The 15,428-nt window shown below is 69.9% G+C and carries 19 protein-coding genes; 10 read left to right on the top strand and 9 right to left on the bottom strand.

Going from position 1 to position 15,428, the window contains the following annotated elements; all coding sequences use genetic code 11:
- The first annotated feature begins 13 nt into the window (after positions 1–13).
- From secB to CKCBHOJB_RS05680, 3 genes are read left to right on the top strand one after another with little or no spacing between them, the layout of a single operon-like run.
- Positions 14–466, top strand: a complete 453-nt coding sequence (gene secB / locus CKCBHOJB_RS05690) for a protein-export chaperone SecB (RefSeq protein WP_281051046.1) — start codon at positions 14–16, stop codon at positions 464–466.
- 10 nt (positions 467–476) lie between these two features.
- Positions 477–956 (top strand): SH3 domain-containing protein, encoded by a 480-nt coding sequence (locus CKCBHOJB_RS05685; protein WP_281051045.1) that lies wholly within the window; start codon positions 477–479, stop codon positions 954–956.
- Positions 953–1,945 carry an NAD(P)H-dependent glycerol-3-phosphate dehydrogenase gene (locus CKCBHOJB_RS05680; protein WP_281051044.1) on the top strand — a complete coding sequence of 331 codons (993 nt, stop codon included), beginning with the start codon at positions 953–955 and terminating at the stop codon, positions 1,943–1,945. The genes CKCBHOJB_RS05685 and CKCBHOJB_RS05680 overlap by 4 nt, the downstream gene beginning before the upstream one ends.
- A gap of 40 nt (positions 1,946–1,985) precedes the next feature.
- Here the strand turns inward: CKCBHOJB_RS05680 and CKCBHOJB_RS05675 are convergent, their stop codons facing one another.
- Positions 1,986–2,456 carry a tRNA (cytidine(34)-2'-O)-methyltransferase gene (locus CKCBHOJB_RS05675; RefSeq protein WP_281051043.1) on the bottom strand — a complete coding sequence of 157 codons (471 nt, stop codon included), beginning with the start codon at positions 2,454–2,456 and terminating at the stop codon, positions 1,986–1,988.
- Positions 2,457–2,530: 74 nt separating this feature from the next.
- Positions 2,531–3,250: a ComF family protein gene (locus CKCBHOJB_RS05670; protein WP_281051042.1), complete on the bottom strand. Its 720-nt coding sequence runs from the start codon at positions 3,248–3,250 to the stop codon at positions 2,531–2,533.
- A gap of 57 nt (positions 3,251–3,307) precedes the next feature.
- Between CKCBHOJB_RS05670 and bioB the strand changes: the two genes are divergently transcribed.
- Genes bioB through CKCBHOJB_RS05655 form a run of 3 tightly spaced genes read left to right on the top strand, consistent with a single transcriptional unit; the run spans position 3,308 to position 5,914 of the window.
- Entirely contained in the window at positions 3,308–4,297 is a 990-nt protein-coding gene (gene bioB / locus CKCBHOJB_RS05665) for a biotin synthase BioB (protein WP_281051041.1), read from the top strand.
- An 11-nt stretch (positions 4,298–4,308) separates the two neighbouring features.
- Positions 4,309–5,238, top strand: a complete 930-nt coding sequence (locus tag CKCBHOJB_RS05660; protein ID WP_281051040.1) for a methyltransferase domain-containing protein — start codon at positions 4,309–4,311, stop codon at positions 5,236–5,238.
- Positions 5,239–5,263: 25 nt separating this feature from the next.
- The gene (locus CKCBHOJB_RS05655; protein ID WP_281051039.1) at positions 5,264–5,914 is read left to right on the top strand and encodes a pyrimidine 5'-nucleotidase; all 651 of its coding nucleotides are present in this window, start codon (positions 5,264–5,266) and stop codon (positions 5,912–5,914) included.
- 29 nt (positions 5,915–5,943) lie between these two features.
- Here the strand turns inward: CKCBHOJB_RS05655 and CKCBHOJB_RS05650 are convergent, their stop codons facing one another.
- The 3 genes from CKCBHOJB_RS05650 to yihA form a co-directional block, all read right to left on the bottom strand.
- Positions 5,944–6,477 (bottom strand): GNAT family N-acetyltransferase, encoded by a 534-nt coding sequence (locus CKCBHOJB_RS05650; RefSeq protein ID WP_281051038.1) that lies wholly within the window; start codon positions 6,475–6,477, stop codon positions 5,944–5,946.
- Entirely contained in the window at positions 6,477–7,493 is a 1,017-nt protein-coding gene (hemB, locus tag CKCBHOJB_RS05645) for a porphobilinogen synthase (RefSeq protein WP_281051037.1), read from the bottom strand. The genes CKCBHOJB_RS05650 and hemB overlap by 1 nt, the downstream gene beginning before the upstream one ends.
- A gap of 247 nt (positions 7,494–7,740) precedes the next feature.
- Entirely contained in the window at positions 7,741–8,427 is a 687-nt protein-coding gene (gene yihA, locus CKCBHOJB_RS05640; protein ID WP_281051036.1) for a ribosome biogenesis GTP-binding protein YihA/YsxC, read from the bottom strand.
- Between the two features lie 121 nt (positions 8,428–8,548).
- Between yihA and CKCBHOJB_RS05635 the strand changes: the two genes are divergently transcribed.
- The 4 genes from CKCBHOJB_RS05635 (at position 8,549) to phoU (ending at position 12,053) form a co-directional block, all read left to right on the top strand.
- Positions 8,549–9,178 (top strand): c-type cytochrome, encoded by a 630-nt coding sequence (locus CKCBHOJB_RS05635; RefSeq protein WP_281051035.1) that lies wholly within the window; start codon positions 8,549–8,551, stop codon positions 9,176–9,178.
- 152 nt (positions 9,179–9,330) lie between these two features.
- Entirely contained in the window at positions 9,331–10,581 is a 1,251-nt protein-coding gene (glp, locus tag CKCBHOJB_RS05630; protein ID WP_281051034.1) for a gephyrin-like molybdotransferase Glp, read from the top strand.
- Positions 10,582–10,607: 26 nt separating this feature from the next.
- Positions 10,608–11,270: a ribose-5-phosphate isomerase RpiA gene (gene rpiA, locus CKCBHOJB_RS05625; protein ID WP_281051033.1), complete on the top strand. Its 663-nt coding sequence runs from the start codon at positions 10,608–10,610 to the stop codon at positions 11,268–11,270.
- Positions 11,271–11,357: 87 nt separating this feature from the next.
- Positions 11,358–12,053, top strand: coding sequence for a phosphate signaling complex protein PhoU (gene phoU, locus CKCBHOJB_RS05620; RefSeq protein ID WP_281051626.1), 696 nt, complete (start codon positions 11,358–11,360; stop codon positions 12,051–12,053).
- An 87-nt stretch (positions 12,054–12,140) separates the two neighbouring features.
- On the opposite strand, the gene CKCBHOJB_RS05615 is transcribed toward phoU, so the two are convergent.
- The 4 genes from CKCBHOJB_RS05615 to CKCBHOJB_RS05600 form a co-directional block, all read right to left on the bottom strand.
- A complete protein-coding gene (locus CKCBHOJB_RS05615) occupies positions 12,141–12,413 on the bottom strand; it encodes an oxidative damage protection protein (RefSeq protein ID WP_281051032.1) in 273 nt (90 codons plus the stop codon).
- Between the two features lie 97 nt (positions 12,414–12,510).
- The gene (gene argA, locus CKCBHOJB_RS05610) at positions 12,511–13,794 is read right to left on the bottom strand and encodes an amino-acid N-acetyltransferase (protein WP_281051625.1); all 1,284 of its coding nucleotides are present in this window, start codon (positions 13,792–13,794) and stop codon (positions 12,511–12,513) included.
- Between the two features lie 213 nt (positions 13,795–14,007).
- On the bottom strand, positions 14,008–14,607 hold the full coding sequence (locus CKCBHOJB_RS05605; protein WP_281051031.1) for a hemerythrin domain-containing protein: 600 nt from the start codon (positions 14,605–14,607) through the stop codon (positions 14,008–14,010).
- A gap of 28 nt (positions 14,608–14,635) precedes the next feature.
- Positions 14,636–15,424 carry an ABC transporter ATP-binding protein gene (locus CKCBHOJB_RS05600; RefSeq protein WP_281051030.1) on the bottom strand — a complete coding sequence of 263 codons (789 nt, stop codon included), beginning with the start codon at positions 15,422–15,424 and terminating at the stop codon, positions 14,636–14,638.
- Positions 15,425–15,428: the final 4 nt, after the last annotated feature.

Below are 15,428 nucleotides of genomic sequence, written 5' to 3'. Positions count from 1 at the left end.
CCGGACCCCTTTCATGGCCGAAAACAACCAACCCGTCTTCTCGATCGAAAAGCTCTACGTCAAGGACCTGTCGCTGGAAGTCCCCGGTGCGCCGCAGATCTTCCTGGAGCGCGAAGCGCCCCAGATCAACGTGCAGCTGCGCACCAGCGGCCAGGGCGTCGACGACGGCGTCTTCGAAGTCACCCTGACCGTCACCGTCACCGCGAAGATCGGCGAGGACCGCAACCTGTTCCTGGTCGAAGTGGCCCAGGCCGGCATCTTCCAGATCCGCAACCTGCCCGAAGCCGACCTCGAGCCGGTGATGATGATCGGCTGCCCGAACATCCTCTTCCCCTATGCCCGCGAGGCCGTCTCCGACGCGGTGACGCGCGCCGGTTTCCAGCCGGTGCTGCTGTCGCCGGTGAATTTCGAATCGCTCTACCAGGCCCAGCGTCAGCAGGCCGCGGGCGAAGTCCCCGTCCAGTGAGCCTGCCAGCATGAACCGCGAGCGCCGCATCACCGCAATACCTTCGCCGGGGCTGTCCGCCCTGGCCGTCGTCGTGCTGTGTGCGGCCTCCGGTTCCGTGGCTGCACAGGCAATCGAATACCGCTCGGCCGGCCCGGAGCTGATCGTGCGCGACGCGCCGTCGCCTCAGGGGCGGCAACTGTTCCGCCTGCACCCCGGCACCCCGGTCGAGATCGTCGTCAGCCAGGACGGCTGGGTTCGCGTGCGCGAACCGGGCGGCTCCCTCAACTGGGTCGAGCAGCAGGCGCTCAGCAATCGCCGCACCCTCATCGTCACCGCCGAGCGCGCCACCATCCGGCGCGAGGCGCGGACCGACGCCCCCGCGGCCTTCCAGGCGCTGAGGAACGTCGTGCTCGAGCTCATCGCCCCGCCCACCCAGGGCTGGGCACGGGTACGCCACCGCGAGGGACTGGAAGGCTACATCCACGCCAGCGAGGTCTGGGGGCTGTGAGCCGCTGCCGCATCACCGTGTTCGGTGCGGGCGCCTGGGGCACGGCGCTCGCCCAGGCCTTCGCCAACACCCACGAGGTCGTCCTGTGGGGGCGCGACCGCACCCAACTGGACGAGCTCGCCCGCCTGCGCGAGAACCGGCGCTATCTGCCGGGCGTGCGCCTGCACGACACGCTCGCGGTCGAGGCGGATTTCCGCACCGCCGCCGAGCAGGCCGACCTGCACCTGGTCGTCACCCCGCTGTCCGGCCTGCGCGACACCGTCCGCGAGTTGCGGCGCATCCGCCCCGACACCCCGCTGCTGTGGGCGTGCAAGGGCTTCGAAGCCGGCACCGGCCGCCTGCCGCACGAGATCATCGCCGAGGAACTCGGCCTCGACGCGCCCAGCGGCGTGCTGACCGGCCCGAGCTTCGCCGCCGAGGTCGGACGCGGCCTGCCGGCGGCGATCACGCTCGCCGCCCGCGATCCCGCCTTCGCCCGCCACTGGGTCGCCGTGCTGCACCAGCCGCGACTGCGCATCTACGCCAACACCGACCTGGTGGGCTGCGAGGTCGGCGGCGCAGTGAAGAACGTGATGGCGATCGCCGCCGGCGTCTCCGACGGCATGGGCTTCGGCCTCAACGCCCGCGCCGCGCTGATCACCCGTGGCCTGGCCGAGATCGCCCGCCTCGCACGCGCGCTCGGCGGCCGCAGCGAGACCCTGATGGGCCTCGCCGGCATGGGCGACCTCATCCTCACCTGTACCGGCGACCTGTCGCGCAACCGCCGCGTCGGCCTCGCGCTCGCCGAGGGCAAGAGCCTGGCCGACATCCTGCGCGAGCTGGGCCATGTGGCCGAAGGCGTGTCCACCGCGCGCGAGGTCGTCCAGCTCGCCCACCGCCATGGCGTCGAGATGCCGGTGTGCGAGGCCGTCGACGCCCTGCTCCACCACGGCCTGAACGCACGCACCGCGGTCGAGCGCCTGCTCGCGCGCGACCCGCGCGAGGAGTGAGCGCCGCCGGGCCGACGGTCCGCGCGCTCGCCGCCCTGTTTCAGATCCCCGCTGCGCCGGCGAAGCCGTGCTGCCGCCAGCCCTCGTAGACCACCACCGCCACCGCATTCGACAGATTCACGCTGCGGTTGGTCGGCCTCATCGGGATCCGGATGCGCGCATCGGAGGCGAAGCCCTCGAGGACTTCTTCGGGCAGCCCCCGGCTCTCCGGACCGAACACCAGCGCATCCCCCGGCTGGTAGGCCACATGGTCGTGACGGCGGCTGCCGCGCGTGCTGAGCGCGAACATCCGCCGGCCCTCGAGCGCGGCGACACACTGCGCCCAGTCGGGATGCACGGTCAGGCAGGTCAGGTCGTGATAGTCGAGGCCGGCACGCGCGAGCTGCTTGTCCGACAGGTCGAAGCCGAGCGGCGCCACGAGATGGAGCCTGGAGCCGGTATTGGCGGCCAGGCGGATGATGTTGCCGGTATTGGGCGGGATTTCGGGCTGGTAGAGGACGATTTCGAACATCGGTGGCGGGACTCGGGACAATGCCGGCGCGAGGGGCCGGACACGGCGCCGGAGTCTACCGCCCGCCGGCCGCTTCAGTAAGGGGCGGGCGTGCGCGCGACGACCAGGTTGCCCACCCAGCTCGCCCCGTGGCGCTTGAGCGTGCGGGCGAGTTCGTCGAGCGTGGCGCCGGTCGTCATCACGTCATCGACCACGATCACCCGCTGCCCATGCAGGACGGCATCGCATTCGAAGGCGCCGCGCGGGTTGCGCAGGCGCGCCTCGCGATCCAGTCCGGCCTGAGCCGGAATGTCCCGCCGCTTGCGCACCACCGCCAGCCCGAGCGGCAGGCCGCGCGCTTGCGCCAGCGGCCGCGCCAGCTCCACCGCCTGATTGAAGCCGCGCTCGGCCAACCGGCGCGGGTGCAGCGGCATCGGCAGGACGAGGTCGACCGCGCCACCGAAGTCCCGCGCGCGCGCCGCCAGCGCCGCCCCGAAGAACGCGGCCATCGCCAGGCGGTGGCGGTACTTGAGCGCATGGACCATGGCATCGACAGGGAACACGAAGTCGTACAGGGCCAGCGTCGCGTCGTAGGCCGGCCGCTCGCGTTCGCACGCGGCACAGCGTCCTCCCCCCAGTCCCGGCAGGCCGCAGCAGGGACAGGCCGTCGGCGGACGCTGCGGCAGCGCACGTGCGCAGGCTGCGCACACGGCCTCGCCCGCCGATTCCGCACCGCACACGAAGCAGTCCTGCGGCGCGAGCACATCCACCAGATGCAACCACAGCGTGTGAAGGGAACGCGGGGAATTTGACAAGATTTCGGTCCATGGAAGAACATGCAGACCTCGTAATTACAGCCCGGAATGCCTGAAATGACAATGACTTCAGCCACGCTCGACCGCAATCCCGCCACGCTGCAGCCCTCCGGGCGCAAGCGCTGGACCGTGGCCGAAGTGCAGGCCCTGTTCGAACTGCCCTTCTTCGACCTGGTGCACCGCGCGCAGCTGGTGCACCGCGAGCACTTCGACCCCAATGCCGTGCAGCGCTCGACCCTGCTGTCGATCAAGACCGGCGGCTGCTCGGAAGACTGCGGCTACTGCTCGCAATCCGCGCGCTACGACACCGGCCTCGAGCGCGAGCGCCTGATGCCGATCGACGAGGTGCTGGAGAACGCCCGCGCCGCCAAGGCCAAGGGGGCGAGCCGCTTCTGCATGGGCGCCGCCTGGCGCGGCCCGAAGGACAAGGACCTCGAGCCGGTGCTGGAGATGGTGCGCGAGGTCAAGAAGCTGGGCCTGCAGACCTGCGTGACCCTGGGCATGCTCAAGGAAGGCCAGGCCGAACGTCTCGCCGATGCCGGCCTCGACTACTACAACCACAACCTCGACACCGCCCCCGAGTTCTACGGCCAGGTGATCACCACCCACACCATGCAGGACCGCCTCGACACCCTAGACGAGGTCCGCTCCGCCGGCATCAACGTGTGCAGCGGCGGCATCGTCGGCATGGGCGAGTCGCGCGCCCAGCGTGCCGCGCTGATCGCCCAGCTCGCCAACCTGCCCACCCCGCCGGAGTCGGTGCCGATCAACAACCTGGTGCAGATTCCCGGCACGCCGCTCGCCGGCGCCGGCGCGCTCGACCCCTTCGAGTTCGTGCGCACCATCGCCGCCGCGCGCATCACCATGCCGGCGAGCTACGTGCGCCTGTCCGCCGGGCGCCAGCAGATGAGCGAAGAACTGCAGGCCCTGTGCTTCATGGCCGGCGCCAACTCGATGTTCTACGGCGACCGCCTGCTCACCACCGACAACCCCGACGCCGACCGCGACGACCGCCTGTTCGAGCGCCTCGGCCTGCGCTCGATCTGAGCGCCGGCGCGATGGCCGAACACGCCGGCGAGGCCGCTCGCAGCCCGGACTTCGCGCTCGACCGCCGCCTGCTGCGGCGGCGCTTCGAGCGCGCCGCCGCGACCTGCGACAGCGCCGACCTGCTCGCGCGCGAGGTCGCCCGGCGCATGGACGAGCGCCTCGACTACATCCGCGTCGCCCCGCGCCGCGTGCTCGACCTCGGCTGCGGCACCGGCGCCGATCTGGCGCGGCTCGCCGAACGCTTCCCGGACGCCACCGTCCTCGCCGCCGACTTCTCGCCGGCGATGCTTGAACGCGCCGGCGCACGGCTGCGCCCTGCGCGCAGTGGCGGCCTGCTGCGCCGCCTGCTGTCCGCGGCCCCGCTGCCGCTGCCGCAGCTCGCGGCACAGGCCGACGCCCTGCCGCTGGCGCGCGCCAGTCTCGGCCTGGTGTGGTCGAACCTGATGCTGCCGGCGCTCGACGACCCGCTGCCGACCTTCCGCGAGATCCACCGCACCCTGGAAGTCGACGGCCTGCTGATGTTCTCCACCCTCGGTCCGGACACCCTGCGCGAACTGCGCGCCGCCCTGCCCGCCCGCCGCGGCGACCGGGTGCACCGCTTCATCGACATGCACGACATCGGCGATGCACTGGTGCAGGCCGGCTTCGCCGATCCGGTCATGGACATGGAGATCGTCACCCTCACCTATCCCGACCTCGACACCCTGCTGCAGGATCTGCGCCACAGCGGCGGCGCCAATGCCGCCACCGGCCGTCCGCGCGGACTGTCGGGGCGCCGCGAGTGGGCCGAGGCGCGCGCCGCCTACGAGCGCCTGCGCCACGACGGCCGCCTGCCCGCCACCTTCGAGATCATCCAGGGCCATGCCTGGAAGGTCGCACCAAAGACCACGGAAGACGGACGCAGCATCGTGCGCTTCCAGCCCCGCACGGCGCCACGCTAGGCCATCGCGCAGGCGCATGACGACGATGCCCACCGCCCCTGTCTGGCTGTTCGACCTCGACAACACGCTGCACAACGCCAGCCCGCACATCTTTCCGCACATCAACCGCAGCATGACGCGCTACCTCGAGCAGCACCTCGGGCTCACGCTCGACGAGGCCAACGCACTGCGCATGCACTACTGGCACCGCTACGGCGCCACCCTGCTCGGCCTGATGCGGCACCACGGCACCGACCCCGACCACTTCCTGGTCGAGACCCATCGCTTCGACCGCCTGCACGAGATGATGGTGTTCGAGCGTGCGCTGCGCGGCATGCTGCGGCGGCTGCCGGGGCGCAAGATCGTGTTCTCCAACGCGCCGCGTCACTACGCCCGGGCAGCACTGGCGGTCATGGGGATCGACCGCTTGTTCGAGGACGTGGTCGGCATCGAGGATCTCGGCTACCAGCCCAAGCCCGGCATCCGCGCCTACCGCAGCCTGCTGCACGCGCAGCGCCTGCGTCCCGAGCAATGCATCATGCTGGAGGATTCGGCGGTCAACCTGCGCACCGCCAAGCGCCTGGGCATGCGCACCGTGCTCGTCGGCGGGGGACTGCGCACGCCGGCCTACGTCGATCTGCGCATTCCGAACATCCTCGCGCTGCGCCGTCAGCTCGGACGCCTGGGAGTGCGTTGAGGGGGCACCGTTGCCCTGGAGGCGGCGGCTCAGTCCTGGCGCTCGAGGAGCACGCGCTCCATCAGGCAGGCGCCATCGCCGTAGGCCGCGGGCAATTCGGCAGGCAGTGCGCTGAAACCCTGGCGCGTCCAGAACGGCACCGCATCGCCAAGCGCGACCAGACGCAGGCGACGATGGCCGGCAGCACGCGACCAGTCCCGCACGCGTCCGAACAGCGCCGCGGCCACCCCGAGCCCGCGTGCGGCGGGCGACACCGCCAGGTCATGGACGAAACCGCGGTCGGCCCCGGCCGGCAGCGCGGCCAGCGCCACATGCAGCGGTGGCGCCCCGCCGCCGTCCCAAGGGTGGGCGAAGACGTAGCCGAGCGCATCGTCGCCGCGGTGCGCGAGCCAGCACGCCTGTGGAGCGAGCGCGAGCTTGCGCGCGAGCACCGCGGCCGACTCCTGGTAGCCGTCGCCGTAGGCCGCGCGCTGGATCGCCAGCACCGCCGGCAGATCGGTGGCGCGCAGCGGGCGCAGCGCCAGCCGCGGCGTCGACGCCGCAGCGCGGCCCCTGCCCGCCATCAGGCCCCGGCTTTCAGCCAGCGCGCCGCGTCGAGCGCGAAATAGGTCAGGATGCCGTCCGCACCCGCGCGCTTGAAGGCGAGCAGCGCCTCGAGCGCGCACGCCTTCTCATCCAGCCAGCCGTTGGCGGCGGCGGCCTTGAGCATCGCGTACTCGCCGCTGACCTGGTAGGCATAGGTCGGCACTTCGAGTTCCTGCTTCACCCGGCGCACGATGTCGAGGTAGGGCATGCCGGGCTTGACCATGAACATGTCGGCGCCCTCCGCGATGTCGAGCGCGACCTCGCGGATCGCCTCGTCGCTGTTGGCGGGGTCCATCTGGTAGGTGTACTTGTTGCCCTTGCCCAGGTTGCCGGCCGAGCCCACCGCGTCGCGGAAGGGGCCGTAGAAGCTCGATGCGTACTTCGCCGAGTAGGCCAGGATGCGGGTGTGGATGTGGCCGGCGCGGTCGAGCTCGCTGCGGATCCGGCCGATGCGCCCGTCCATCATGTCGGACGGCGCGACCACGTCGGCGCCGGCCTGGGCGTGGCACAGGGCCTGCTTGGCGAGCGCCTCCAGGGTCTCGTCGTTCATCACGTAGCCGCGCGGGTCGGCAGGATCGATCAGGCCGTCCTGCCCGTGGCTGGTGTAGGGATCGAGGGCGACGTCGGTGATCACGCCCAGCTCCGGGAAGCGCGCCTTGAGCGCCCGCACTGTGCGCGGCACCAGGCCCTCGGGGTTCCAGGCCTCCTCGGCGCCGTCGGTCTTGCCGGACGCGTCGATCACCGGGAACAGCGCCAGCGCGGGCACGCCGAGCGCGAGCGCCTCTTCGGCCACGCGCAGCAGATTGTCGATCGACACCCGCTCGACGCCCGGCATCGAGGGCACGGCCTCGGTGCGCGCCTGGCCGTCGAGCACGAACACCGGATAGATCAGGTCGTTCGCGGTCAGCACGTGCTCGCGCATCAGGCGGCGGGAAAAGTCGTCGCGGCGCATACGGCGCATGCGGATCGAGGGAAAGGCTCCAGTGGGTCGCATCGTGGTTTCTCTCAGGTCGTCGATCGGAGATCGGTGGATCGTGCGCCCGCGCGCCGCAAGGGCAGCGGACGAAAACTCGAAGGCGGGACGCGGATCGCGCGCCGGGTGCGCGGAACTTTCCCGGCCAGACCGGCATCTTAGCAAGCAGATGGCACCCGGCCGCTTTGCCGGCCCCTGCGGTTCGCCATCTCCCGCTTCACCTCCCTGAGCGGGTGCCTCACGCCCGGTGAGGCATTTTTGCCCCCGACTACGTCCCCTGGTCGGGGGCTTTTGTTTGGTCGGCGGCAAGCTCGCCCGCAGCCAGCGACGGCGCCACCTCACCCGCCGGCGACACCCCGGTCTCGCGCGTCAGCCAGCCGCCGATCACCGCCTCCACCTCCTCCACCCCGCTCTTCTTCAGGCTGGAGAAAAGCTGCACGGTCACCTGCGGGCCGAGCGGCTGCAGGGCGCGGCGGACGTCCTGCAGCACCGCCGCCGCGGCGCCGCGGGAGAGCTTGTCGCTCTTGGTCAGCAGCACGTGCATCGGCCGGCCGGAGTATGCGAACCAGTCGATCATCTGCCGGTCCAGCGGGGTCAGCGGGTGGCGCGAATCCATGATCAGCACCAGGCCGATCAGGCTCTCGCGCTTCTTCAGGTAAGTCTCGATCAGGCCCGCCCACTGCCGGCGGATCTTCTCCGGCACGGCGGCGTAGCCGTAGCCGGGCAGGTCGACGAGGAGCGCGCCCGAATTGAGGCGGAAGAAGTTGATCAGCTGCGTGCGGCCCGGCGTCTTGGAGACGTAAGCCAGCCGGACATGGCCGGCGAGCGTGTTGATCGCGCTCGACTTGCCGGCGTTGGAACGTCCCGCGAACGCGATCTCCGGCCCCGAGGGTGGAGGCAGGCCGGACGGCTTGGCGATGGAAATCTCGAATTGTGCGTTGCGGAACAGGGGCATGAAAAAGGCGGCGAAAATCCGGTTGGCTGCGGGAGAAAGCCCTCATCGCATCGCGCAATCGGGCTTTCGTGTTATAGAATACCGCGTTTGAAAAAATCACTCACGGCTTTCCGAGGACACCATGATCAAGCGTTCCCTGCTGCTCTCGTCGTTGTTGCTTCTCGCTGGCAGCCTTCAGGCCCAGGACCAGGCTCCGGATCTCGACAAGGCGAAACAGACCGCCGAGACGCTCTGCGTCGCCTGTCACAATGCCGATGGCAACAGCCAGCTCCCGGCCAACCCCAAGCTGGCCGGCCAGCATGAAGACTATCTCTTCAAGCAGCTGCGCGAGTTCAAGGGCTGGAACGGCAATCCGCCGGTGCGCGAGAACGCGATCATGGGCGGCATGGTCGCTGCCCTCGAGGAGCCGGACATGCGCGCCCTGGCGAAGTACTTCGCCGCGTTCGAGCTGCAACCCGAACCCGCCAAGAACCTCGACACCATCGAGCTCGGCCAGCAGATCTGGCGTGCCGGCATCGCCGCGAAGGGCGTGCCCGCCTGTGCCGGCTGCCATGGTCCGGCCGGCGCCGGCATGCCCGCGCAGTACCCGCGCCTGTCCGGCCAGTTCGCCGACTACATCGACGCACAGATGAAGGCCTTCCGCGACGGCGTGCGTGCCAACGATCCGAACAGCATGATGCGCACGATCGCGCTCAAGATGACGGATCCGGAAATCAAGGCCGTCGCCGACTACGCCGCCGGCCTGCGCTGATCGCGGCCGGGCATGCAGGACGACAGGGCGGCTACGGCCGCCTTGTTCATTCTCCGCCCCGCTCCACGCGATCCGGCGCAGTCGAAGGCCGCGCCGACACACTCGCTGGACATCGGCGCCAGCGCGGCAACCACCAACCGGGAGTCCGCCCCATGACCACCTCCTCCGCAGACACCGGCAACGGCCGCAGCTTCCTCCCCGTCGACGAAGCTCGCGCCGCCATCCTCGACGGCCTGAGCCCGATCGCCGGCTGGGAGCGGGTCGCCGTGCGCGGTGCGCTCGGCCGCGTGCTCGCCGAGGACATCATCGCGCCCTACAACGTCCCCGCGCACGACAACTCGGCCATGGACGGTTACGCGCTGCGGGCCGATGATCTGGCGGCAGACGGCGAGACCGCGTTCGCGGTGGTCGGCACCGCCTTCGCCGGGCGGCCGTTTTCCGGCATCGTCGGCGCCGGCCAGGCGGTGCGCATCATGACCGGCGCCTCGATCCCGCAGGGCGCCGACACCATCGTGGTGCAGGAGATCGCCCGCCGCGAACACGACCGCGTGTTCGTTCCCGCCGGGCAGAAGAAGGGCCAGAACCTGCGCCATGCCGGCGAGGATCTCGCCGAGGGCGGCGTGGCGCTGGCGGCCGGATGCCGCTGCGGCCCGGCCGAGCTCGGGCTGATCGCCTCGCTCGGCATCGCCGAGGTTGCGGTACGCCGCCGCCTGCGCGTCGCCATCCTGTCCACCGGCGACGAGATCGCCTCGATCGGCCGTCCGCTCGGGCCGGGCGAGGTCTATGACAGCAACCGCTACACCCTCTTCGGCGCGCTGTCGCGCCTGGGCTGCGAGCTGCTCGACATGGGCGTGGTGCCCGACCGCCCCGAGGCGCTCGAAGCCGCCTTCCGCGACGCATCGCAGGCCGCCGACGTGGTCATCACCAGCGGCGGCGTGTCGGTCGGCGAGGCCGACTTCATCCGCGAGATGATGGCCCGCCTGGGCGAGGTCGCGTTCTGGAAGCTCGCCATCAAGCCCGGCCGGCCGATGGCCTTCGGACGCATCGGCGACGCGGTGCTGTTCGGCCTGCCCGGCAACCCGGTGGCGGTGATGGTGACCTTCTACCAGTTCGTCCAGGATGCGCTGCTGAAGCTGATGGGGGTGAGCCCGCTGCCGCCCGTCGAGCGCTTCCCGGCACGTGCCGGGTTCGCGCTGCGCAAGCAGCCCGGTCGCGTAGAGTACCTGCGCGGCCGCCTGCAGCGCGACGCCGACGGCCTCTCGGTCGCCCTCGCCGGCGCCCAGGGCTCGGGCGTGCTGCGCTCGATGTCCGAAGCCGACTGCTTCGTCGTGCTGCCCGAGGACTGCACGGCGGTGCAGATCGGCGACACGGTCCACGTTCAACCCTTCCACGGCCTCGTCTGAGCGCCGCCACCCGGAACGGCATTCCCATGACCCAGGACGAACTCAAGAAGGCCGCCGCCCACGCGGCGCTCGACTACATCATCGATGGCAGCATCGTCGGCGTCGGCACCGGCTCGACGGTCAACCACTTCATCGATGCGCTCGCCGGCATGCGCGACCGCATCCGCGGCGCGGTGTCCAGCTCCGAGGCCAGCTCGCAACGGCTCGCGGCACATGGCATCGAGGTCTTCGACCTCAACGGCATCGAGTCCCTGCCCGTCTATGTCGACGGTGCCGACGAGATCGACGGCGGCTTCGCGATGATCAAGGGCGGCGGCGGCGCGCTGACGCGCGAGAAGATCGTCGCTGCGGTGTCGGAGCGCTTCATCTGCATCTGCGACACCAGCAAGCGGGTGGACGTGCTCGGCCGCTTCCCGCTGCCGATCGAGGTGATCCCGATGGCGTGCAGCCATGTGACCCGCGAACTGCGCAAGCTGGGCGGCGAACCGAAGCTGCGCGAGGGCTTCGTGACCGACAACGGCAACCTCATCGTCGACGTCCATGGGCTGCGGATCACCGATCCGGTGGCAACCGAGACCCGCATCAACCAGATCGTGGGCGTGGTCACCAATGGCCTGTTCGCCGAGCGCGGCGCCGACGTGCTGCTGCTGGCCGGTGCCGGTGGCGTGGAGCGGCTGCAGGCGCGCTGAGCGCGGATTTCAGCCGCGTTGCACGCAACAAAAGCTTAACAATGAGCTGCTAGCGTGCACGCTTCCTCCGAACAGATCATGGCAAAGATGACCGAACACACTCTCAGGAAGTTCGACACCGAACTGGAAGAAATCCGCCGCGGCGTGCTGCAGATGGGCGGTCTGGTGGAAGCGCAGGTGACGAAGGCGCTGGAGGGGCTGCGCAACGGCGACATCGCGCTGCTCGAGACGGTCATCCAGGGCGACAAGGAGGTCAACCTCGCCCAGATCAAGCTCGACGACGCGTGCACCCACATCATCGCCCGCCAGCAGCCCGCCGCCGGCGACCTGCGCCTGGTGCTCGCCACCATCAAGGCCGCATCCGACCTCGAGCGCATCGGCGACGAGGCGAAGAAGATCGCCAAGGCGGCCCGCCGCCTGCATCAGGCCGAGATCAAGTTCGTTCCGCGCGTGGGCCTGTCGCAGGCGACCGAGACCGCGATCGAGATGCTGCGCACCGCGCTCGACGCCTTCGCCCGCGTCAATGCCGACAACATCGAGGAGATGCGGCGCAAGGACGCCGAAGTCGACAGCGGCTTCAAGGGCACGATGCGCCAGCTCATCACCTACATGATGGAAGATCCTCGCACGATCTCGAACAGCCTGGAGATGCTGTTCATCGCCAAGTCGATCGAGCGCATCGGCGACCACGCGATGAACATCGCCGAACACGTCGTCTATGTGGCCCACGGCCAGGACGTACGCTTCGAGAAGTCGCAGGCCGCGCGCGCCGACAAGCGCTGAACGGGCGACGGCCCGCCCGTCCACGAAAAAGGGGATGCAGTGCGCATCCCCTTTTTCGTTGCCGCCGCGCCGGAGCCGGCGCACGGATCACTGCTGCGGCGGAACGTAACCGGCGACCTGGTCGGCGCCGCCTTCGAAGAAGTGCTTCTCCATCTGCTCGGCCAGGTACTTGCGCGCACGGGCATCCATCAGGTTCAGGCGGTTCTCGTTGATCAGCATGGTCTGGTACTTGACCCACTGCTGCCAGGCTTCCTTGGACACGTTGTCGAAGATGCGCTTGCCGAGCGCGCCGGGCACCGGCGGCAGGTCCAGGCCTTCGGCCTCGCGACCCAGTTTCACGCAGTTCACCATGCGAGCCATTTTCAATCCTCTCTGCTGTCAGGTTCATCGGAACTCGAAGCCGGCATTCTAGCCGATTCGCCGGCCGCGCTCGCCGCGACCGGCGCGCACCGCCGGTTCACAGCGTCTTGACGAAGACCTTCGAGCGGCGCTGGAAGTTGTACAGCTCGCGCTTCTGCCGCGGCAGCGCCTCGGGACCGATCTCGCTGAAGCCTCGCTCGCGGAACCAGTGTGCGGTGCGGGTGGTGAGCACGAACAGGCGCTCCAGGCGCTGCACGCGCGCACGACGCTCGATGCGCTTGAGCAGCTGGTCGCCGAGGCCGGCGCGGCGATACTCGGGCGTCACCGCAAGGCAGGCGAGCTCGGCGGCGTTGTCCTCGCTGAACGGATACAGCGCCGCACAGCCCACCAGCACGCCATCGTGCTCGACCACGGTGAAGCGCTCGATCTCCTGCTCGAGCAGTTCGCGCCCGCGCCGCACCAGGGTGCCGTCGGCCTCCATCGGCGAGATCAGCGCCACCAGGGCGGCGACGTCGTCGATCGTGGCCTCGCGCAGGCGGAACAGCGGATCGCGCGACACCACGGTGCCGACCCCGGCGTGGGTGAAGAACTCGAGCAGCAGGCCGCCGTCGAGGTCGCGGTCGATCAGGTGGCAGCGCGCCACGCCCTTGCGCACGGCCCGGATCGCGCACGGCAGGAAGAGATCGAGGTCCTCGGTGAGCCCCTCGCCGGTGTCGAGCTTGCTCTGCGCCTCGTCGGCGGTCACCGATTCGACGAGCTGTCCGTCGCCGCCGAGCAGGCCGGGGGCGTCGCACAGGTAGATCAGCTTCTCGGCCTTGAGCGCCACCGCCACCGCCTCGGCCACCTCCTCCATCGCGAGGTTGAAGATCTCGCCAGCGGGCGACACGCCGAGCGGGGTGATCAGCACCACGTTCTGCTGGTCGAGATCGGCATTGATCTCCTCGGCGATGATCTTGCGCACCGCGCCGGTGTATTGGTAATCGACGCCGTCGACCACACCGAACGGACGCGCGGTGATGAAGTTGCCGCCGGTGACGCGGATGTAGCTGCCCGCCATCGGCGTGTTGGGCAGGCCCTGCGACAGCAGCGCCTCGACCTCGAAGCGGGTCACCGCCATCGCCGACTTGACGCATTCGAGCGCATCGGCGTCGGTGACGCGCAGGCCGTGGTGGAAGCGCGGCTCGAGTCCACGGCGCGCGAGTTCGGCGTCGATCTGCGGACGCGCCCCATGCACCAGCACGAGGCGGATGCCGAGCGCGGCGAGCAGGTTGCAGTCGTAGGCGAGGCTCTGCGCACGCTCGCCGGCCGCCACCTCGCCGCCGAAGCCGACGACGAAGGTGCGGCCGCGGAAGGCGTGGATGTAGGGTGCCGCACCGCGCACCCAGGCGACGAATTGCGCCGTGGCGTCATCGACGCGCGGAACGGCCGGGGAATGGGCAGAAGTGGGGGAAGTCTCGGGACTGGAACTGCTGTTTTCGGCGCTCACGCATTCACCGCTGTTGGAGCCGGGCACACACGGGGCGAGCCGGCGGACTGGAATCGATGACGGATTCTAGCCCGGTCGCGCGCCGGCGTGGGACGAGGGCGCGCGCGCTCAGCCCTTGTACGGTCCTGCGCCGAGCCCGATCGGCGCCGGGGCGGCGGCGACGAGCTTGGAGAAGATCTGCGCGAAGTCCTCCTCGCCGGCCTTGGCGGTCGCCCGCGTGCCGGAGAGCGGATCGTCGGCGATGAAGCCGGCGTTGGCACGGTCCCAGTCCTCGGCGGTGAAATGCTTGCGGATCTGCGGCAGCACCTCGCGCTCCTCGGTCATCATGTGGGTGCGGTAGAAGGCGGCGTAGTCGTTGAAGGCGGTCTTGAAGGCCTCGAAGCCACCGGCCGGGTCCTGCGCGTAGGCCTTGACCGCGGCCTCCAGCACGGCGATGCGGGCGTCGGCCTGGGCGTGCTCGGCCTCGAGCCTGTCGAGCGCGGCGTCGGCGTCGTGCGTGCGCGCGCGCAGCGGGCCGAAGAGGAATTCGTCCTCCTTCGGGTGGTGGCGCTTCTCGGGATAGGCGTCGAGGTAATGCACCATCGCCTCGAGCAGCTTGTGGTCGGGCTGCAGGCGGCCCGCGCCGATCTCGCCGATCATGTGGCGGATGGCGTGGATGATCGCCGCCAGCGACTGGTGTTCGTCCATCAGGATGCGCATCGCGTCCATGGGGGTGTCCTTTTCGGTTGAATCGGGCTCAGGTCGACAGCATCGCCTGGTGCTTGCCGCCGAAGCCCAGGTAGGCCTCGATCACGCGCGGATCGTCCGCCAGTTCGTGCGCCGGGCCCTGCATGGCGATCTGGCCGGTCTCGAGCACGTAGGCGTAGTCGGCCACCTGCAGCGCGGCGCGCGCGTTCTGCTCGACGAGCAGGATCGACACGCCCCGTCGCCGGAGTTCGCTGATGATGCGGAAGATCTCGCGCACGATCAGCGGCGCCAGCCCGAGGCTGGGCTCGTCGAGCATCAGCAGCTTCGGTTTGGCCATCAGCGCGCGGCCCACCGCCAGCATCTGCCGCTCGCCGCCCGACATGGTGCCGGCGTGCTGGTCGCGGCGCTCCTTGAGGCGCGGAAACAGCGCATAGACCTCTTCCAGCGTCTGCGCGTGGTCGCGCTTGCCCATGCGGTAGCGCTGGAAGGCGCCGAGGATCAGGTTGTCCTCGACGCTCATCTCGCCGAAGAGCTCGCGCTTCTCGGGCACCAGGTTCATGCCGCGCGCGACCATGCGCTCGACCTCGGGCACGACTTCCAGGCTGCCGTCGAAGGCGACACGCCCCTTGCTGCCGAGCACGCCCATGATCGCGGAGAGCATCGTCGTCTTGCCCGCGCCGTTGGGGCCGATCACGGTCACGATCTGGCCCTCGCCCACGGTCAGGCTGGCACCGGTAAGCGCCTCGACCTTGCCGTAGGACACGGTGAGGTCCTTGACCTCGAGCACCGGGTTCTTCGCGCCCGCGTTCGAGGCTACGGCTTGCGTTTGTTGTGTCATCGCG

It is taken from the genome of Thauera sp. GDN1, from assembly GCF_029223545.1.
GTDB lineage: Bacteria > Pseudomonadota > Gammaproteobacteria > Burkholderiales > Rhodocyclaceae > Thauera.
Note: the sequence above shows the minus strand (reverse complement) of the source record. Positions and strands in the feature narration are given on the sequence as shown.